13 protein-coding genes are annotated in these 21,020 nt (G+C 53.4%); 4 read left to right on the top strand and 9 right to left on the bottom strand.

Annotated elements, in window-relative coordinates:
• Nucleotides 1–259 precede the first annotated feature (259 nt).
• The 3 genes from BLO43_RS03740 to BLO43_RS03730 all read right to left on the bottom strand — a co-directional run bounded on the left by BLO43_RS03740 (nt 260) and on the right by BLO43_RS03730 (nt 6,211).
• Nucleotides 260–3,325: an EAL domain-containing protein gene (locus BLO43_RS03740; RefSeq protein ID WP_175443849.1), complete on the bottom strand. Its 3,066-nt coding sequence runs from the start codon at nt 3,323–3,325 to the stop codon at nt 260–262.
• A gap of 115 nt (nt 3,326–3,440) precedes the next feature.
• Nucleotides 3,441–3,869, bottom strand: a complete 429-nt coding sequence (locus BLO43_RS03735; protein ID WP_090905904.1) for a response regulator — start codon at nt 3,867–3,869, stop codon at nt 3,441–3,443.
• Between the two features lie 386 nt (nt 3,870–4,255).
• On the bottom strand, nt 4,256–6,211 hold the full coding sequence (locus tag BLO43_RS03730) for a PAS domain-containing sensor histidine kinase (protein ID WP_254773314.1): 1,956 nt from the start codon (nt 6,209–6,211) through the stop codon (nt 4,256–4,258).
• A gap of 519 nt (nt 6,212–6,730) precedes the next feature.
• Between BLO43_RS03730 and BLO43_RS03725 the strand changes: the two genes are divergently transcribed.
• The 3 genes from BLO43_RS03725 to BLO43_RS03715 are packed head-to-tail and all read left to right on the top strand — an operon-like array spanning nt 6,731 to nt 8,587.
• Nucleotides 6,731–7,363 (top strand): MotA/TolQ/ExbB proton channel family protein, encoded by a 633-nt coding sequence (locus tag BLO43_RS03725; RefSeq protein ID WP_004174284.1) that lies wholly within the window; start codon nt 6,731–6,733, stop codon nt 7,361–7,363.
• Between the two features lie 2 nt (nt 7,364–7,365).
• Nucleotides 7,366–7,767 carry an ExbD/TolR family protein gene (locus tag BLO43_RS03720; RefSeq protein ID WP_090905902.1) on the top strand — a complete coding sequence of 134 codons (402 nt, stop codon included), beginning with the start codon at nt 7,366–7,368 and terminating at the stop codon, nt 7,765–7,767.
• Between the two features lie 10 nt (nt 7,768–7,777).
• On the top strand, nt 7,778–8,587 hold the full coding sequence (locus BLO43_RS03715; protein ID WP_090905901.1) for a hypothetical protein: 810 nt from the start codon (nt 7,778–7,780) through the stop codon (nt 8,585–8,587).
• A 36-nt stretch (nt 8,588–8,623) separates the two neighbouring features.
• Here the strand turns inward: BLO43_RS03715 and BLO43_RS03710 are convergent, their stop codons facing one another.
• Together BLO43_RS03710 and BLO43_RS03705 are read right to left on the bottom strand one after the other, a co-directional pair.
• A complete protein-coding gene (locus BLO43_RS03710; protein ID WP_090905900.1) occupies nt 8,624–10,489 on the bottom strand; it encodes a S9 family peptidase in 1,866 nt (621 codons plus the stop codon).
• A gap of 289 nt (nt 10,490–10,778) precedes the next feature.
• Nucleotides 10,779–11,912, bottom strand: coding sequence for an exonuclease/endonuclease/phosphatase family protein (locus tag BLO43_RS03705; RefSeq protein ID WP_139149234.1), 1,134 nt, complete (start codon nt 11,910–11,912; stop codon nt 10,779–10,781).
• Nucleotides 11,913–12,841: 929 nt separating this feature from the next.
• Here BLO43_RS03705 and BLO43_RS03700 point away from each other — a divergent pair.
• Nucleotides 12,842–14,608 (top strand): DNA cytosine methyltransferase, encoded by a 1,767-nt coding sequence (locus BLO43_RS03700; protein WP_217628025.1) that lies wholly within the window; start codon nt 12,842–12,844, stop codon nt 14,606–14,608.
• On the opposite strand, the gene BLO43_RS03695 is transcribed toward BLO43_RS03700, so the two are convergent.
• The 4 genes from BLO43_RS03695 to BLO43_RS03680 all read right to left on the bottom strand — a co-directional run bounded on the left by BLO43_RS03695 (nt 14,574) and on the right by BLO43_RS03680 (nt 21,012).
• Complete coding sequence (locus tag BLO43_RS03695; protein ID WP_090905897.1) at nt 14,574–15,032, bottom strand: very short patch repair endonuclease; 459 nt, start codon at nt 15,030–15,032, stop codon at nt 14,574–14,576. The two genes, BLO43_RS03700 and BLO43_RS03695, sit on opposite strands and share 35 nt — an antisense overlap.
• A gap of 349 nt (nt 15,033–15,381) precedes the next feature.
• Nucleotides 15,382–17,112, bottom strand: coding sequence for an AIPR family protein (locus BLO43_RS03690; protein WP_217628024.1), 1,731 nt, complete (start codon nt 17,110–17,112; stop codon nt 15,382–15,384).
• A gap of 53 nt (nt 17,113–17,165) precedes the next feature.
• A complete protein-coding gene (locus BLO43_RS03685; protein ID WP_090905895.1) occupies nt 17,166–18,170 on the bottom strand; it encodes a PD-(D/E)XK motif protein in 1,005 nt (334 codons plus the stop codon).
• Nucleotides 18,154–21,012 carry a Z1 domain-containing protein gene (locus BLO43_RS03680; RefSeq protein ID WP_090905894.1) on the bottom strand — a complete coding sequence of 953 codons (2,859 nt, stop codon included), beginning with the start codon at nt 21,010–21,012 and terminating at the stop codon, nt 18,154–18,156. Before BLO43_RS03680 ends, BLO43_RS03685 begins: the two co-directional genes overlap by 17 nt.
• Nucleotides 21,013–21,020 lie beyond the last annotated feature (8 nt).

Raw genomic sequence — 21,020 nt, 5'->3', positions numbered from 1 at the left:
TATTGAAGAATAGGGAAAGAACTTTATAAGAATTTGCTGAAACAAATAACCCCGGCAGCGTCGGTTGCAAACCAAGTCCCCGACTCATTATTCAGGCAATGAGAAGCCGATTCATCGTTCCGGATATTTCACCGGATCGCGGGACGATGACGAATTGGTTTGCGAAGTGATTCGCGTATCCTCGCCAAACCTGTTGGAGAGATGTCGTTATCATGCCCGCTTACAATAATTTTCGTGCCTGCCTGGTGAAATATCCCGATTAGTTCATCAGCAACCGGCGGTCTTCCATAATCACTTGCGAAGCATTCTCGAGTGGCAGTGGCCGTGAGAAATAATACCCCTGCATCTCATCACAACCATGATGTATAAGGAAATTCAGCTGCTCTCTGGTTTCGACGCCCTCGGCTACCACTCTCAGTCCCAGGCTGTGCGCAAGCTTGATCATTGCTACCGCGATGGTTGCGTCGTCAGGATCAGTCGTAACATCCCGGATGAATGTGCGGTCGATCTTGAGCACGTCGAGCGGGAAACGTTTAAGGTAGGCGAGACTTGAGTAGCCGGTGCCGAAATCATCCATTGAAATTTGCACACCAAAAGCTTTCAGGTTTTGCAGCGCATTGGCAGCTGTCTCGGCTTCCTTCATCAACACCGATTCGGTCAACTCAAATTCCAGCAGGCGGGGATCGATTCCGGTGATCCTGAGCGTTTTTTCAATCACCGCATCGAGATCTTGCTGCTGAAACTGCCGTGCCGAGAGATTGACTGAGACCGGATGCGGAATCAGTCCTTGATCCTGCCATTTTCCTATCTGCTCGCAGACTGTCAGGACTACCCACTCACCAACGGATACGATCAATCCGGTATCCTCCAGGACCGAGATAAACTGGAACGGCGGCACCAGCCCCAGCGCCGGATGCCGCCAGCGCAACAGTGCCTCAAAACCGGTAATTTTGCCACTGACCAGACTCACCTTCGGCTGATAGTGAAGCACGAATTCACGCCGTGCCAGCGCACCGCGCAGTTGTGTTTCCAATTTGAGGCGCGCGACCGCGCGCTCGTTCATCTGTGGCAGGTAAAACTGATAAATCGCGGGTCCCTGTTCTTTGGCCTGGAACATCGCGGTGTCAGCATTCCTGAGCAGGCCATCCGCATCCGTACCATCTCCGGGATAGATACTAATTCCGAGGCTGGCGGAAATATAGATTTCCTGGCCTTCCAGCTCGAATGACTGTGACAACGCGGCAATCACTTTTTCCGCCACCAGGGTTGCATCCTCTGCATGAGCCAGGCTGGAGAGAATGAACGCGAACTCGTCCCCACCCAGACGCGCGACCGTGTCGCCGGAACGCACGCACTGTTGCAACCGTTGTGCGACTTGAACCAGTAGCCTGTCGCCGGTGCTATGGCCCATCGTATCGTTGACGATCTTGAAGCGGTCAAGATCAGCAAATACAACACCGATTCGCCCGTGGCTGCGCTGTGCCTGTTCCATCGCCTGACCGAGACGATCGAGAAACAGGCTTCGGTTGGGCAACCCCGTAAGGGGATCAAACTGGGCCAGGTAGGTTAACCGCTCCTCGGCATTTTTGCGATTAATCGCGGTTGCGAGAACATTGGCAACGCTCTGCAAAAAACTGATGCTGGCCGGCGTAAAACGAAGGGTGTCACGGGAATAAGCGCCTAAAACTCCACTTGGACCATTGGTTCCCGAGATAAGCACGCCAACCCCGCTGCGGATGTCATGAGTTCTGAGGATTTCAGAGGGCGTGAAGCGAGTCTCGGTACGAAAGTCCTCCACAATGACAGGCTCATGGCTCAAGAGAGCAAACCGATTCTGCGTATTCTCATCGATGGTGCAGATCTGACGGCCAATCCATCCCTCTTGCCAACCCAAACCCGCTTTAAGAATAAAAGAACGGCCATCCAGAGTAATCAAAAGAATCTTGCAGAAATCCAGGTTTAAACCCTGAGAGGCAATTGTGGCCACCTGATTCCACAACTCGTCAAGATCGGTGCTGGCAAGCGCCTGTTGCCCAAATGCCGCAATGAGGCTCTGCTGCCTTGCGTGTTGCCGGATGGCTAATTCCGCCTGCTTGCGTTCAGTGATGTCGATATTGGTTCCTATTACCCTCAATTCCTTATCACTCGTACCCCACGTCACTGTTTGGGCCACATGGAGATAACGCACAGTTTCGTGTGCGCGCAAGATGCGAAAATCCAGGTGCTCCTGCCCTTTCTCCGCAACGATCCTGCGCAGCTTCACTTCCTGCTCTGCCAGATCATCCGGATGTACATAGGATTTCCAGACCTCATAAGTCATCGCGCACTCCCGTGGAACACCGTAGATCTCATACATGTGGTCATCCCAGATGATCTCGCCGGTAGCGGTATTCCACTCCCAGATGCCTATCGCGGCCGCTCCGGTGGCAAGAGCGAGGCGCGTTCTTTCTTCCAGCAAAACCCGCTCTCTGCGATTCGACTCGGCCCGGAGCCAAACATTCTCTATGACTGTGGGTAGCCGCTGAAGATAGCCAGAACTTTTTACCACATAATCAGCGGCACCCAGTTTGAGAGACTGCCGCGCAATTTCTTCATCCCCCTGCCCGGTCACGAGAATGATTGGCAAATCAAACCCCCGAACCTGACAAAGCTCCTTTATTACATCAATGGCGGAAGCTCCAGGCAAACGATAATCCAGCAGGAGAACATCAATGGCAAGTTTCGGTACAGACACTGCAAAGCGATGCAAGACTTGTTCCGCGGTCTGAAGGGATTCAATGTGGAGGTGGGGAGCAATCGAAGCCAGTTCTCGTTTTGTCAAATCGATATCGTAAGCATTCGGTTCGACGTACAGAACTCTTAGCGTTGCAGCCCTGCGAAAGGTTTCCGTCTGGAATCTATCGAGTGCCGCGCGGAGCACAAGCGCCAATGTCTCAAGGAAATTGCTCCGTTTTATGACGTAATCATCCGCACCCGCGCGGAGCAACGCCACCAGGGTCTCTTCGCTGTCCGAACCGGTAAGCACTACCACGGGCAGCGGCAGGTGCTGATCGCGAACCTGGGCAAGCAAAGTCTTGCCGCTACCATCAGGAAGATTGAGGTCAGTCAAGACCAGGTCATAACGCGCGGGAACGTCCCCGTTGGCCGGCGCGACTCCAACTGCTTCCAGACTAGTCCCATAAATCTCACGAAATCGTTCGAGCCGTGCGAGCGCCTCGGTTAGCGTAGAAACGACTTCCAGCTGGATATCCGGCGCACGCTTCCGTAACTCGATCCGCACAAGATCAGCGTCTTGGGTATTATCCTCAAGATAGAGGACTTTCATTATCCTAAATCCGGCGGTTGTGTCGAATTCGCAGAAAACAAGATGCAATTCATATGCGACAAAGGTTCAGTATGAATCATGGTGCCGAGCGAATGAACGGTCACCGGATACGGAATCATTCATGCCTTGGCGGGCCGGCAATATTAAGAACAGTCCAGTAAAGCTCGATTTGCCTGGCTACTTCAATAAATTTATCAAAATCCACAGGCTTCACGATGTAGGAATTAGCCCCGAGCGAATAGGCTTCATGTATGTCACGGTCCTCAGCGGAAGAGGTAAGAATTACAACCGCGATGGTTCCAAAATCGGGATGTGCCCGGATGACGCGTAAAACTTCAAGTCCGCTAACTTTCGGTAATTTCAGATCAAGCAATATCACTACGGGGATGGCTTCACCCGCTTCCCATTTTTCAATAAAGTCGAGCGCCTCCTGTCCGTCACGCGCCACTTGAAGTGGGTTGTTGAGATTGTGCCGAATGAAAGCACGTCGGGTAAGATCCACATCCATTGGATTGTCTTCAATGAGTAGTATCGGCGAAGTCATATTTAATCGTAGTATGATGCATCAAAAATATCATCCTAAACCCGGTAGTTTGACAGGTGGAGTGTACGGTTTTTGGATACAGGGCAAGGCACAACGACGCGAAATGGTTCATTCCATTCCAGGAGCTGCAACGTAGCCCTGTGCCGCAAAAACCGTGCAATTCACCTGCAGCGAATTCACTCACAAGATGAAGATTAATAAATATCGTTATTAATCATAGCAAAACCAACAAATGAGCAGTCAGCCACCGGGTTCGGGTTCAGGATCATTACGGAACAGCTTCGAGTAAGAGCGCCAGGAGGCGACGCTAAGAACGACTATGTGCCAGTCAAGCCATAAAGAGACTCATCATTATTTTTATGCAACAATATTTCCGGCGCACAATGCTAGCTATCCCGGGAAAGCGGTACTGGCTCCGTGCTGAATAATGGCAATGCCAGAAAAAAAGTTGCGCCGGCGCCCGGTTGACTTTCCGCCCAAACCCGTCCTCCTATTCGCTCCATCGCCTTGTGTACCATTGCAAGCCCAATGCCAGTACCCGGATACTCTTCAACATGATGGAGGCGCTGGAAAATCTCGAAAATTTTGTCGTAGAAGCGCATGTCAAATCCAATCCCATTGTCGCGCACCGAGAGAACACAATCACTGCTCGCAGCCTGCGCACGAATTTCTATTGCTGGTTCAGACGCATATCCGGAGAACTTGAAGGCATTGTCAATCAGATTGCGCAGTGCTATCGCGAGGCCATCCGGGTCGACACTGACATGAAAATCGCTGATCTCGACAGTAAGACGTACATTCTTGGAGCGAGCGCGATACTGGTCCAATAGATTGGATACGAAGCTGGAAAGTTCTACGGCCGTCCTGGATACCCCTCGCCGCTCAAGCCTTGAATAAGCAAGCAGATCCTCAATCAGATCTGTCATATGCTTCGTTGCCGTCCGCACGTTTGTCAGAAAATTCCGGCCTTCCTCATCGAATTGATCATGGTACTCCTCTAATAAAAGACGGCTATATCCGTCGATTCCGCGGAGTGGCGCCCTGAGGTCATGCGAGACGGAATAACAAAAACTTTCCATCTCCTTACTCTTGGCCAGGAGCTGGGCGGTACGCTCGTCCACTTTATGCTCCAGGTTTACCTTGGCATCCCGTAGTGCGTCTTCGGCATTCCTTCGCTCGGTGATATCTTTAATGATAAGAAATGCCAATTCTTTGCCGTCGCCATAATGTGAAAGTAGTCCGGAATAGCTGAAGATACGCTCCCAATCTCTATCCACGCGTCCAATCCGCAACTCCAGATCCTGCAAATGCTCACCCCTGAGGATGCGTGTCAATGGCCATTGGTCGAATGGCAGGGTGATTCCCTCGACACTCGAAAGTTCGTAGAGCTGCGCAAAAGTATGGTGATTAAGCAGCGTTTCCTCCGAATTGCCGATGTCATGCATCTCCAGCGCCGCCGGGTTCCAATGCAGTGATTGACCTGCGAGGTCGGAAATGATAAGCCCTTCACTCATATTTCCCATTACCACCTCAAACCGCCTCTCCATTTCACGTCGGGCCTTCTCCCCCAGTCTCTGTTCATTTACATCCGTGTTGGTTCCAAACCACTGCACTACATGGCCTTCCGCATTCCTTAACGGCTCCGCCCGGGTCAGAAATATACGAAACCGCCCATCCGCCCCGCGTAATGGAAACTCCATGTCGAATGCCTCCTCGGCAGCGGTGGCGCTGATCCAGCGCTCCATTACTTTAGGCAGCATCACGGCGTCGTGTACCTTCTGCCAACCGAATCCTTCCATTTCTTCCAATGTGGTGCCCGTGTAGTCATACCAGCGCTGGTTATACCAGGTTCTCGATCCGTCGGTTTCGGCTATCCAGGCGAGCTGCGGGATGGTGTTGACAATAGTCCGAAACCGCTCTTCACTGTCCCGGAGCGCCAATTCCGCACGGCGGCGGGTTGTAATATCAAGAATAATTGCCAGAAATACCGTGCATCCTGATTGGACAAATAGCTGCAAGTGAACTTCGATGGGATAAAGCGTACCATTCGCACGCAAATGCATGGTTTCAAAAATGAGTATTTTCTTCTCGCCATGCAGAAGCGGATTGGTCATGGTTCGGAACGACGCTTCATCAAATTCCGGGTTGATGTCGAGCGGTGTCATCATCCGCAGCCGATCCAGGCTATAGCCAAGATTAAGCTGTGCCCGGCTGCTCACATACTCGAAACGCAAGGTCTGGATATCAAAAAGATAAATTTCGTTCAAACTCTGTTCAAGAATACCGTCAACTTCGACATGCACATTCTCGATCTGCGTAAGCTCGCGGGTCTCCTGATTCATCTCGGAAACACATGTAATCCTTCCTGCAGGGTTCTTGATTGGAGATATCATTACGAAAACCTGGCGCTATTGATCTTTCTTTTTCCAAAAAAACAAATATGCATATCGCTTTGTCGTTCCCGGTGTTAAATTCAATCAATCCGTATGATTAGCTTATTTCTATCGCGCTGCTCAACGCATCAGGCGAAGACGATCTACTTTGCGCCTATGAGTGGCATTCTTGCCACTTTTGGCTGGATGCGATCCTATTTGGGATGGCGCTGCAATAAATTTGAGTCGTAATAATTCAATCGCTTGTCTTCCTCAATCGATGAATCCGGAATACGCTGCGAAGGCTGGCCCGGCCAGCCCATAATAACGCTATGAAACCCTAAAATGAGAACTACGGATAGCTGTAAGATCTTACAGCTTGGCACAGGTAAAATTATGACTTGAATAACCTGGATCAGACCGTTCCGCGGGAACGACGAGCTTTTTAAACTAAAAAGGGGCTGAGTATCACCCCGTTTGGAGATAAACATGCAAGAACTACAAGCAACCTGGACCGCGTTAAAACTCGGCGGGTTAATTATTGTACCTTTATCTTTGCTGGCGGTCATCGCGTTGGCCATCATGCTCGAGAAAGCCTTTGTCTATTGGCGTTATGCACGCCTGTCGCATGATTTGCTGAACCTCGTCGAAACCTATGGCTTTGCATGGGCCGACCTTGAAAAAATATTATCGGGGCTGGACGAGCGCCATTATTACAAGCGGTTCTTCGAGGTAGTGATCAGTAACAGACATCGGCCATCGTGGTGGACCGAGTCTCGTGCGGCGGATGAAGCTCAACTGATCGAAACATCTCTTGCCAGCCGGCTATGGATATTGGAAACAATCGTCACCGCCGCGCCATTGCTCGGGCTCGTGGGAACAGTCGTCGGAATGATGCGTGCTTTCCAGATTATCGGCGGCGAGGGAATCGTCAATCCCACCGCGGTGACGGGAGGCGTAGCCGAGGCACTTATCGCGACCGTGGTTGGTCTGGTAATCGCATTGATTGCCTTGTTCGGATTCAATTATTTCTCTCGCCTGCAATCACAAATAATGGATGAGATGGAACGTCTTGGAACGCGCCTGATTGATCACATCCGTCTCGATCAGGAGGGACGGTAACAATGAAGCTGCGTAAATCCAGAGCGTTTCGCAAAGGGCGTATTGAAATTATCCCGATGATTGACGTCATGTTTTTTCTGCTTGCAACATTCATGTTGTCCTCATTGTCAATGCAGAATCTCGATTCCTTACAGGTGAATCTTCCTCAGGGTGCAGCCGAAAAACTCAATGCCAAAACTCCCGTGACGCTGACGGTGACAAGCGATAGCCAGATTCTTATTAACCGTACTCCCGTCACATTGGACACGCTGGCCGATACGCTAAAACCGCTACTGCAGGATTCAGAACAGAAGCTGATCGTATCCGCTGACAGCGATGCGCCGCAGGGCATTGTCGTGCAGGCGATGTTGCGCGCCCGCACTGCCGGCGCGCAACACTTTCTGATCGCGGTGAAGCACGAGTAACGCGCTCAGCATGCGGTATTCCAGAGCGAAGGAGGTTCGAGTCTGGTGGCCATTGCCACTGGCGGCCCTCCTCTGGCTGATCATTATCTGGGGATTCGGATTTTTCCTCACCTCTCCCGAGGTGAAAACCGAATCGCAGGCTCCCGTCCAGGCAAGCTTTATAGAATTGCCTGAAGAAAAAAAAGAACAGAAATCAGCGGCTATCCCTCAGAAGGCTCCCAAGGTACCACCCCGGCCTAAATCTCAGCCGCGTCTGGGTGACCAGAAAGCAAAACCGGTTCCGCGTGAAAAAGGAACCGCCAAGAAGGAAGCAAAGGTGGAACGCACCCCAGCCCCCAAGCCGGAGCCTCCAAAGGATCTGACGGATTACATGAAGGAAGCCAAAGAACGCCGCACTGCGGGAGGGATTTTTGAGGATGAGCCCACGGAACCTAAAAATGTCGAACGCGAGTCTACTGAAGAAGAGCTCAGAATGGCGAACGTCAAACGTAATCTTCGAGAACCCGGGGTAGGTGGAATATTTCAAATTACCAGAATGGGGGTTCGATCCGCCCAGTTTTTATTTCGAGCCTGGAAATCGGATGCCAGCAATCCCCGGCGCGAAGTCATTGAAGTCACTGCCGGCCCGGATGGCGATATACAGCTCGCGCTCGTTCGAAAAATGATAGAACTGATTCGCCAGTACCACAAGGAAGAATTTCAATGGGAATCGTACCGACTCGACCGCGTGGTTACCATGTCCGCGCGCATGGAAGATAGCAAAGCATTGGAGGATTTTCTGATACGGGAGTTTTTTGACGCGAAACATGGGTTTCGATAGGGTATGGCAGATTAGCAATACCCATGCTTGACGGCATTAGCCCCGCTGCCCGGCCGAGCCGTCTTCCGCCTTGTCATCTTTCAGGTATTTGTCCAGAAACTCCAGTATCCGGCGATTGGCCTCGATCTGGTTCTTCTTCTTCGTGAAGCTGTGGCCCTCATCATCGAAGACAATATATTCCACTGGGACATTCTGCCGCTTGACAGCTTCCACGATTCCGTCACTCTCAGCCTTGATGACGCGAGGATCGTTGGCACCCTGAATAACCATCAGGGGCTTCCGGATTTCCCTGGCGTGAAAAAGCGGCGAGGTCGCGACAAGGGCATCTATGTCCTTCACTGGATCGCCAATCTCATCGTAAATGGCTTTGCGCACCGATTCCCAGTAGAGAGGGATGCTTTCCAGCGTTCGCAGCCAATTGCTCACACCAAAAATATCCACACCGACCTTGAATGCCTCGGGACGGAAAGCCAACGCCGCCAGTGTCATATAACCGCCATAGCTGGCGCCCATGATGCCGATGCGCTCATGGTCGATGTAACCGAGACTGGCGAGATAGGTTTTGGCTTCCACGCAATCCCATAGCGGTTCACGCCCATGTTTACGATTGGCGGCGGTAAAGAAGGTCTTGCCATACCCGGAACTGCCGCGATTATTGATCCCCAGCACGGCGTAGCCATGATTCACGAGGTACTGGATCTGGGCGTTATAACCGCGCATGGTCTGACCGCCCGGCCCGCCGTGAACATACACGATGGCGGGCACTTTATTTGTCGTCGATGCCTCATGCGGTTTGTAGTAGATGGAAGGTATCACCATCCCATCAAAGGAGCGGAAGCGGATTACTTGCGCTTCCACCAGATCCAATGGGTCGATATCCCGACTCAGGCTTTGGGTAAGCTGCCTGATTTGCTCCGGCCGTCTGGACTGCCCGATCCCGAGATCGTAGACGAACAGATTATCGGGAGAACGATCACTGTTCACGTAAAAGGCCATGCGGGTACTGGTCCCGGAAAAAACCACACCCCGAATCTCCCCTTCCGGAAGCTTGGGAAGCCGCACGGGCTTCTCTTCATTTCCATCGATCTCCACAATCCGGATCACTATGCTGCCGTCCTGGTTAATACCCGTCACCCGGAAACGCCCATCTCTGGAAAAATAAGTATAGATCACATCCCAATCGGCAATTTCGTGATCCTGGATGCCACCCGTGGCTAGATCATAGGTGCACAAACGCTTGAATTCGCTGCCCTCATTGGTGAGAAAGAGCAGCCTTTGAGAGACCGGATCGAAGGTCTCGGCCCGGAAGCTGATGGCGCCCTCGTGCGGAGTTAGGTGTTTGACTTCCTGCTTGCCGACATCGAACAGGTAGATATCGCTGTCGGAAGTCGTATTGGCCCTGTTCAGTGCGATCCACCGCTCGTCGCGGCTGATCGGCCCCAAGTCGAATCCTTGCTCATTCTTATAAAGTAAAGTGCGGGCATAGGTCTGCGCATCGTAGCAATACAGATCAAAGAATCTAGGATCACGCTCGTTGCTGGAAACAAAAAAAGCGCTCCCATCCGGGCGCCACCCCATGAACTGTGCCTTGAGCTTCTCCCCTGGGGTCAAGTCCTTTTTCGTGCCATCGTAATCAAGCAGGAAAAGATGATAGTTTTCATCCCCTCCGTGGTCCCGCGTGAAAAGAACCCGGCCATCGCCCGGAAAGAAGCTGACGGAAAAAGTACTGTCGACTGTGGACCGCGTCAGTGGCTCTGGCGTGCCTCCCTCAACCGGTAACGTGTAAGCGTTGAAGATGCCGGACGCATTGCTGCTGAAGAGAATACGCTTCTCGTCGGCACTGAACGCCGCTCCCAATATGGAAGTCGTCGCCATAAACTGTTCTATGGTGTAGCGTTTCATATGAGCAATGATCCTGGATGGACGGCTTTACCTGCACACTCGCGAGACTACAGCGACGGTCGATATTTTATCAACACAGCGCGAGATTTCTCCGGATTATACTGAGTGAATCCTCAATGCGAGCTTCAATTCTGTTCATCAGTTTGATACTGCGAGAAAATACCGTACATTTCGCCATTCCGGGCTTGACCCGGAATCCAATTCAAACCAGCAATGGTGTGTTTCGCACGCCATTGCATACTGGCTTCCGTAGTATGGCATTGTATTATTTTTATGCCAGATCAATCAACTACAGCTCAAGAACCGTAACGCTCGGACAATGATCGCTGGTCACAATGGGTTGCGGGCGTTTCTTTACCACAGTAATCTTGCGCGAACTAAGCTCGCGAGTCTGTGATTGTTTGATGGCATCGCTGATAACAATGTGATCCAGCCCTTTTAAACCATTGCATCCTCGCTCGCTCGAAATCAGCGGCACCTGATGCATCGCGGGAAACCCGTCAGCGATCTCTTGCCATAAATAGCTACTCTTGACTCTTCCCCATTCATCTTTTGTATTCGGCTCCGCTGGGTCCGTGCCATCGGTACGGACGTCCGACTTTGCCACTAATGCTCTTTCCTCCTCGTCTATCCGGCGATTAAAATCACCGAAGAGGACGAAGCGAGGACTTTCTCTAGCTACATTCGCAACCCAATCCTCAAGAATGGGTACTTGCCGGTTAAGGACTTCGCACGCCGGGTCCGGATCAGTCAATTTGTGACCCATGAAGCCGCTGTCCGTTTTTAGATTGGCACAGCCGGACTTGAGATGAATATTCAGAAAAGTCACTGGTACGCCGTTAATTACCAGTCGCAGTGCCAGTCCGGGCCTGACGCGGTGCCTGGCAGGCTCGTCCCCGAACTGTTCCGTGATGGCCAAATCCAAGTTCGGTACACAACTATTCCCGGCAAATGATATTGATGAAATTGATTTATCCCAGGCGAACGCCACAGTTTGAAAAGCATCATGCGGCGCAACACAAACATTAAATTGCCCGGAAAATTCGCCAAGCACCTGCTCTATCACCTCTCGGGACTTTACTTCCTGAAACGCAATGACCTTGATGTTTTCATTCTGAATCAGATTCTCGATGGTGGCCCGCAAACCGCTTAACTTCGCATCGTAATTCTCCACCGTCTCTGCTCTGGCTGGATGCTTTCTTTTCCCATACGCATTGCAAGGGGCGGTCATCATCATCGCTTCAAAGCCACCGGCTGCCTCAATCGTTGCTTCCCGGCACCGCTTTGCGCGGATCTCCTCTTCCGGTGCCGCATGCTGCGTGCCACGGGGGATCTTGATCCGGCTATCGCACCAGTTGACCTCAGGCGCACTGCAAACCTCGACATGCCGTTTGAAGTCGTCAATGGTTCCGGCCCACGCCATGTTGAAGATGGCAATTCCGACCTGCGCAGTTTCCTGGGCCTGCGCACTAACCGGCAAACCAGGCGATAGAAATATTAAAAGGAAAATGAAGCGGGAAAGAAGCACGAAAAGCAAGCTAGCCCGGATATTTCATAAATTCGCGTGATGATGCGCAGGATTTTGTTTTGTAGGGAGATTTTGAGAAAGAGTGGCGCAGTTATTCATACGCCCGACTGAACAAAATTTCCATACGAAACAAAAGACCAGCGAGGACGCGCGTCAATTTATGAAACATCCGGGCTACGATTTAGACTGTTCCGAAGTCTTGCATTTTATTTCCCATGAAAGTGTCCTCTTTGTAGCGCTCTCTCCCAATGGCCCTAGGAGAACGGGCGTTTGCTCGTTAATCAGTGTATATCCTGACTTACAAATCTGATTCGCGCGTTTCGCCAATGTTCGGGTTGCCCAATCCCGGCTGGACTGACAAGGTTTAAAATCAGTTTTGAGAAAATATCGTGTCGTCCCATCATTTAATCTCGTTGAGGTTTGCTCATACGGGGGTTTGCTCGCACAACCCGCCAATAATGGGATAGCCAATAACGCGATTACGATAACTTTCATAATTTCATGAGCATGCGTGTAAATACCCTCATACGAAACGACCAAAATCAGTGGAGCGGAAGATGAAAAATTGTGCGTACCACCTTCTACGTTGCAGGCGTTGGCATGTTTCATGGAAGTGGCGGAAGGGTGGGATTCACATTTAGGCTGGAAACCCTTACCATCATTAGATTATATGATTTATATGCTGCACAGTTATCACAATTACCCCACAGTCAGTGCGTTGATACTCTTCCTCAACGCAACTGTTACTAGGCGGTGCCACAACTTAAAAAAGGTGGCAATATTGCCACCCATAAACGTACTAGAAATCAAACCTCTAGGTTCCGGTGCGGCAAATCGAGAAATTTGTAAATGAAAACAAGAATGAATGTATCGAAACTTATGAAGATTGGCAAGCAGATATCGAAGCGTCTCATTGTAACGTGACGAAAGAAGACAGCTTTGGTCCCGCAGACCGAACCCGACAAAGAGTTATGATCCGCCACACTCTGGAGACCAAAACGATTACGAACACAACTACAAGAGCCATGGCGAAAACACCGATTCCGGTAATAGATCTCTTCGCAGGCCCGGGGGGACTCGGCGAGGGATTCTCATCGCTCATCGACGATAACGGCGACAGCCGCTTTGCGGTGAGGGTTTCCATAGAGAAGGATGCCGTCGCCCACAGGACGCTTTCCCTGCGCGCCCTGTTCCGATCTTTCAAAAAGAACGAGGTACCCGACTGCTATTATGACTACGTGAGAGGCGACATCAGCTGGGAACAACTTTTTTCGCATCTGGATGTGCCGGAGGAAGCCCGTGCTGCGGCCGCCGAGGCCAAAAACGCAGAACTCGGAAAAACACCGCACGAGGAAATTGACGGCTGGATCGCGGACGCTCTGGACGGCACGACGGAATGGGCACTGATCGGCGGACCTCCATGCCAAGCTTATTCCCTTGCCGGCAGGTCGAGACGCACGAAGGAGACAACAGCCGAATTCGAGAAGGACGTAAAGCACTTCCTATACAAGGAATATTTGCGGATTCTCCGCCGTTTCGGCCCCTCCGCCTTCGTCATGGAAAATGTCAAGGGAATACTTTCGTCCCAGCACCAAGGATCGTCTATATTCGAACGCATTCTCGCCGATCTTGCTTCTCCGGGGAACGGCCTTTCTTACCGGATACGCTCCTTGGTAGTACCAGGAGAAGGTGACGAACTCCACCCCCAAGATTTTGTCATCAAGACCGAACACTTCGGCGTGCCACAGAATCGGCATCGGGTCATCCTTTTCGGAATTCGGTCAGACTTGGCCGAGGCCGTTCCAGAACTCGCCAAGAGTTCTCGAAGGTTCAACATCCGCCCGTCGCCCAACAGCGTCAACGTAGACATCGCGCTGTCCGGCCTCCCCCCCCTACGGAGTAAGCTTTCAAAAGAACCCGATTCCCGCGAGGCATGGCTCTACGCGGTCCAAACAGCCACCAACGGCTTGTGGGACTGGGACAGTCCGCTTCGGGGAAAAATTGTCGAGGCGATGTCCGCTGCGGCAAAAACTGCGGAGGCCAGAGAGTCCGTTGGAGCCCCTTTCATCGAGCATCCCACGTGGGAAAACCATTTGCCCCAAAAACTTCGGGAGTGGTTCCTAGATAAGAACTTGAACGGCGTCATCCAGCACGAGGCGCGCAGCCACATGCGCTCGGACATCCATCGGTATCTCTTCGCCTCGTGCTACGCGGACACATTCAAGTATTCGCCGAAACTCGCCGACTTCCCACCAATACTGCTACCCCACCATGTTAACGTCGACGCCAATGATGTTCCATTCGTCGATCGCTTTCGCGTGCAACTTGCTGGCATTCCTTCGTCCACCGTCGTCTCTCACATCGCCAAAGACGGCCACTACTATATCCATCCCGATCCGTCGCAATGCCGCAGCCTCACCGTGCGTGAAGCTGCCCGCCTGCAAACATTCCCTGACAACTATTTCTTCGAAGGCAGCCGAACAGAGCAGTACGCTCAGATAGGGAATGCTGTCCCGCCTTGGCTCTCAAAGAAGATAGCAACTATTGTTTTCGACTTCATCGAGGCTTCCCGCCGCAAAGCTCCCCAGTAGTCGATGCTCCCCGAATCCACTCCGCGAGACTCTCCGGCAGATCCGCCAGTGTTTCCCTGTCCCTGACCGCGCATTCCCAGACCACAAGCACCCGCCAGCCGCGCGCGATCAGCGCCTCGACGGCGAGCTGATCCCGCGCCATATTCCCATTCAGCTTATTTTTCCAGAACTCCACTCTCGTGGAAGGAAGTCTCGCGTAATGGCACCCCTTGTGCATGTGCCAAAAACAACCGTGGACGAACACCGCCACCTTGCGCGCGGGCAGCACCACGTCAGGCATGCCAGGTAGATCGCGCCGATGCAACCTGAAACGGAACCCGACCGCGAATAGGGCGCGCCTAACCACCATCTCCGGTTTGGTGTCCTTTCCGCGTATACCGGACATCATCCTGCTACGGGTTTTCGTATCGACAACGTCGGTCAAAGTCCTGCGCCCCTCGTCAATGGCAGCGGGCCAGAGCCATCACCGCCCGAATCCCTGCACTTTGGCCCGGTTCCAGACTTCGTCCCAAGCTTCCCCACACGCTCTCACCCGCCCCGTCGGCGATGGTCATGGCCGCATGAAAGGAGAACCCCATGGAGAACGGCGTTGGCGTCGCAAACATCGTGGGCATGATGGATGCACGGATTCGTCTCCTTTGGATTCATGTCGACAACTTCGGGCATTGTCTCTGGGGAAAGAAGCATGCTCAGGGCCGCCAATCTCTTTCGATAACATTTCCACTGCTGCGTCTAAAAGTATCTCCTTCGTAAAATAGATGGTACGCCCGATTCTAGATCGGCGGACGGATTTCCGGTATCCCGTCGACCGGTTCCGAGTAGGTGGTCGCGAATACCGCCTCGCGGCATTCCGCTTTCTTTGCCCATTCCGAGACCATGCGGCCGCCCGCCGTCCGGTGCAATACGTCGTTTACCTGCCGCGCCCACTGAGCCAAGTGATCCAGAAGTGCCGGGGAAACGCCCTGCTTCACCCACACGCTATCGAGGTCAAACCTGTCGCCGAGCTTTTCCGACAGGAGAGACACCGTGTAGGCGGCAACGTTCGCCTGAAAAGCTTGAAACATCGGGCGCACGAGCTTCTGGGTCGCCTTGAATATGATGGCCTTGGCCACCATGGCCTTGTAACTCGCCACATCAGTGGACGAAGGCTGAACCTCTCCCTCGGCGACGGTCATCCCCGACATAAACCGATCGAAGTTCTTCTGGGATCCGAGACTGACCACGTCGGGTTGTCCAGACCACGCGACGATGTACCTAGCGAGATCCGTCTTGGTGATTTTTCGCGAAGCTGGAATCGCATCCTTCAATGCTTTCAGCTTGCTCGGTGTCGTCCCCTCCCGAGAAAGGAGCGTGTTGTAGCTACCCGTCGCGCGCTCATAGAACCAGCGCCCGGTTCCGTCCGGACAATAGACGCTTAGGGACAAGCGTTCAACGTCCACGTGAAAAGGTTTGTTGGCTGACAGATCGGACTGCTTGACCGCGTTCTGGCTGTTAGCGAACCTCGAGATGTCGGAGACGAGAGCTTCTTCCCGCGCGAAATCTTGCTCTTTCATGACTATAATTTTGGCCGGTACCCGCACTCGGCCGAGGTCCGTGTCCGGGAATTTCTTCTTGGCAAAGAAAATAGACGCGGTTGTCTGCCCACCATTCACAATCTGCATGCCTTTGAGCCAAGCTATACCAAGAGACCCTTCGACAGTCTTGGCAAGACGCATCTCGTCGGCCACTAGCACGATGCCGTTGTTGTACGCCATGAAGTACCCCGGGGCGGTTCGGAGCGTATTCTGGATACCAGCGTTGACACCTTTACCCTTGACGCTCAGGAACGAGCGCACGTTGGCTTCCAACAGCCGTGCGCCGAATCTTTCGTATATGAACCTAAGGGCTTCTCCCGGTATCGCGGTCAGGGCGTAGTCATATTCGTCGGTTTCGCCTGGTACGAAAACGCAAGGTAGGGGCGAGCCGGACACCTCGACAAAATTGATCACAAGTTCGTCACGCGGTTTTCCTTCAGACCAGTGGCGATACAAGCGTTCGATGTCCATAACTTCAAGACGCACCGTCTTCCCACCAAGTTCTCGAGTCTTGAAACTCTTCGCCTTCGCCACGCGATCCGTTAAGACGAAAACGCGCACCTGCTCCAAATCGTCGTAAATCCCATGGATGTTCAGCGCGAGGGAATGTACGTCACTGGACGGGTCGAGTTTTTGCGCCATCGTCCCCCGGGCGCACTGGGTCAGGAAACGCAGGCACTGCTCGACCGCCGAAAAGGTCTCCCCGTTGGGGACCGGGGTTGGGATGTCCACGCCTTCATAAAGGCTGACGAACAGATCTAATTGGTCGGCTTCGTCCGACATCGCGTAACCACTCAGACGCAGGATGGCGTTGCCGATCCTGCCCTGAAAGTGGCATACAACCGGCTCGAATGTCATCCCAATGTCTGCCATGTGTTGCATGACCACTTCGGAAAAAACCATCTCCTCGAAAGCGGCTCCTTCGTTCATTTGGAGCCTCACCTCCGTCTGCGTCTCTATCAAAAACTCAGCCAAATCCATATTCAAAGCGCTCCAAGTCTGTTTAAAACCTCGACTATGCCGGAATTGCTTCCAGGCGTGCGATCAAGGTCTATTTCGTAAATCACTCGTCTAATGCCATCCGGGACATTTCCCGGAACAATGCGGGGGAAACCTTCCCTTACCTCGACAACGCGAGTTTCTTCTAGAGAGAAACACCTCGGGTAGCGATCGACGTGGGTCCCGTGAAAACCGGCGGCGAGCAACCTGTCGGAAAAAACCCGAGAGGCCTCGACTTCCCCGTACAATGCCTCTCTTACGGCCGCGGCGAACTCGGGAAGATTTTTTCCGGATTCCCGTAGGGAGAAGCGCACTCCCGCAACGAAAAGGGGCTTTTGGACAGAGTCGTCCAGTTGTTCTAGCGAACCTATCTTCGCGGGGAATCCCTGAGCGGACAGCGTCGCTTTGACCTCAATGGCCCCCGTTCCGATAACGAAGTCCTGCATGCCGTCGAGTGGCCCGACCCAAGCCCCCACCGCGAGCGAGGCGGGAACACCGGCTTCCAGCAATGCTCCAAGAAATGAGAGTTCCCCGATTAGACCAATTTCCGCCTCCGGCGATAGGGCCTGCAGACCTTGTCGCATGAATTCCTGCCACGACCTAACCCGGCCGAGGAGCGTCCGCAGAATCCGATCCTCTCCCTCTGCGGCGACGAAGTCCATTGAACCTAAGACGTCGCCGACCATCTCTGCGAACAATTCGACGCTTCCGGATTCCTTCCGGGTCAGGGCGATCCACGTCTTCCCGTCACCATGCGGATCAGCCCGGGACACCTCAAACCCGCGTCCCTCGGGGAGTTTTTCCGCCGCCGATATGCTGGCCGACGCGAATCCTACGAGCAGGGCCTCCTCATTGGCAGGAAAACGCCTCCCGGCCATAAAGACGCACGGTCCCACCTGCGCAACGGGGATAGTTCGCCACCCTTCCTTGTCGGACTGCCCGGAAAGCGCGTTCCAGGCTAAAACAAACTCGTCAATCGGCCGGACCATATTCGTTCTCCCAAAGTAGATGATCGACTTCGTACTTAACCTTGGTTCCCGACGCACTCGTTGGAAAACTAACCCCGAAGGCCATGACCGGGGTCATCGGGTCGTCGAGGCCCGCCTCGGTCGGATCCAGCGGGTACAAAAGCAGAAGTCCACGTTGGGGAGCCTTCGCCACGCCATCCGCGCCTTCGCCCCGAATGCGCCGGATCGATGGGCCGTTCGGCAACATGGGAGGAGTAGGTGTTACGCCATCCTTCTGGCGTGCAGGATCGGGCTTCCAAGCCCTTGTCGTCATGAGCATGGCCGCCTTCCATGCAGCTGCGTCGAAATCTACGGCCTCATCCTTCGGGGAAAGCAGACGGCCGATGGAGTAACGGTCTTTGAGGTCTTCATCCCTCTTTCGTTTCGACATCGCGTCGATTTTTAGTCCTCCCCGGAAGACATGCTTGTCCCCCGATCCGCTCCCGAACAGCATTACGGTCCATGAGGTCAGCTCGCCGACCGCGGCCATCGCGCGGACGAAGTCCGTCAATAACGCGCTGTTAACCTTCCGCGCTTTTGGATGCGTCACATAAAAGGAGAAAAAATCGGCTATCGTTTCGGCTGGTACGCCGTTCCAGAGAAATCCCTTCCATTCGTGTTCCGAGCCGTCCCTACCACGCTTCGGATCTATCTCTGACGGCGCACCCATAGCACTGACAAGCCTGTCCGTCGCGTCGAGATTACGTTTAAGAATTGCGGGGGTTTGGTAGAACGCCACGGTTTCGAGCAGCTCCCCGCTGAATGAGAGTTGCAGGTTCTTGGCCGACCGCATTTTGAGCGGGGAGGTGACCATCAGAATCGGATGGGACTGAACTTTCAATCCGTATTCTCTCGGCGTGGCGCCGCTCTCAGCCATCGCGTCAAACTCCTCCCGAAGTTCCTCGGACGCGTCGGCAATGTGCCCGAACCACTCGCCCAGATCCTTTGTCGTGTAAAGCCGACAAAGATCGATGTAGCCCGGCCGATATCCGAACCAACGGCCCATCTGCATCAGGGTGTCATACATCTTCGACGTCCGGACGAAGTAACTGACGCAGAGGCCTTCCAGCGTCAGCCCCCGCGCCAGCTTGTCGCCGCCGATGGCAATGACCTTTAAACACCTGCCCTGTTCAGCGTAGTCTAGAGCATCTTTAGCCGTGCCGTTGATCATCCTCACCTCGATGTCGGAAAGGACGTCCGGAAGCGCGGCGAGAATCTCCTCCCACGATGGCACCCGAAGAGCGTCCTCGACTTGGCTTTCTGCAATTACTGCGCAGGTCAGTTCGAAATCTTCTCGCCAAAGGGTTTCGAGTTCCGCGAGCAGGGACTCATGATCCACGCTGCGCGTTATTTTCTGACGCATGTGCTTCACAATGTCGTCGACTTGCCGGTGCACTATGCCTTGGACAAGGTTTAAGCGCGTAACATGCACTAGCATTGAGGAGTGCCCGGAAACCTGCCCCCGAACCACGCGCGCGGCACATGCGAGAGCGAAAGCTGCCACGGCTTTCCGGAGCGAAGGAGGAACTATATCGCGCCCTCCACAAAGCGGGACGTGCTCCTTGTTGTGTTTGGGCGGCATCCATCCACCGAGACCCTCCCTGTCGATGTGGTCGGAAACGTCACGGGTCAGAGGCAGCCCCCCGGAACGACCTTCCGGAGAACGCAAGCCGAAGACCTTGGCCGGACCGACGTAATTCGAGGGCGCAGCCAGGTTGATGATGAAGGACTGCGGAAACAAATCTGGGCCCTCATCGGAGGTCTCATTGCGCCGATGGATGAAGATGTTGGCGAACGGCGTGGCCGTGTAGCCCACGTAACCCGATTTCGCGAATGAGTGGAGTATTTTCCGGATGCGGCTGTTGATCGCTTTAGGCTGATGCTCCTCGTCAGGCGTGCCGTCGGCGTTAAATAGCTGCTCACCGGTATCTACCGACGCGTGGTCAGCCTCGTCGTCGATGAGCAGCAGCGGAAGGTTCGAGACGAAGCGCCGTCCAGTAGTCCCGTCCGTAGCGTCGGCGACGTGGTTGCGTATCCATTTCAGGAGCCGTTCGAGCACCGTCTTATTCTTTTTCACGACGAACAACCACGGTCTCTGCTCGGGAGAAATCGCATAGTGTTGAGCCACTTTCGTGTTGAAGTCACCGGTGTTAGAACGGTTTGTGGCGCAGTTCGGCTGGATTTTAGAGTCGCTATCGATCTCGCCAACGCCGATCAGTTTCACGCAATCGCCCGCCGCCGAGGTCTCATATCCGAGGAAACCTTCTTCAAGGCGGATCTGCGTCTGTGAGCGCAGGTTATTGTGCAGCCCGGCGAGTACGATAATGATTTTGTAGCCAGCGTCGGCGGCCTTGCAGACGAGTCCTGAGTAGTTCCCAGTTTTCCCTGACTGGACGTGTCCCACCACCAGCCCGCGCCTATCCCACGATCCCTCGCGAAGTGGGTCTTCGAGAAGCCCGAGAATCTTGTCCGTGGATATTCCGAGACCTTCGACTGCGGTGGCAGACATTTTTCTTTCCAACCAACCCTGATAGCGCTGCCAGTAGCGCCATTCGTTCTTGCGGGCCGAGACGAGCCACGGAACATGCCCCTCGTCGTCGACCATAGAGGAGTCTTGGCCTATCCAGAGGCTGAATCGCCGTATCAGTTCCCCTATCGCCGCGCCCCTATCCACCGCGCTGTCTGCCGCGAAAAGGCTCACCGCCAAATCGACTTTTTCGGCGATTAGAGCCGTCGTGATGGAACTCTTGTCCTTTTCTTTGAGAAGAAGAGTTTGGGCAATGCTGATTACCCCTTGGAGATTCTTTCCTTCGTCTTCTGCCATTGGTTTTT

It is taken from the genome of Nitrosospira sp. Nsp13, from assembly GCF_900101945.1.
GTDB lineage: Bacteria > Pseudomonadota > Gammaproteobacteria > Burkholderiales > Nitrosomonadaceae > Nitrosospira > Nitrosospira multiformis_D.
The sequence above is the reverse complement of the archived record's forward strand: the minus strand, read 5'-3'. Positions and strand labels throughout refer to the sequence as shown.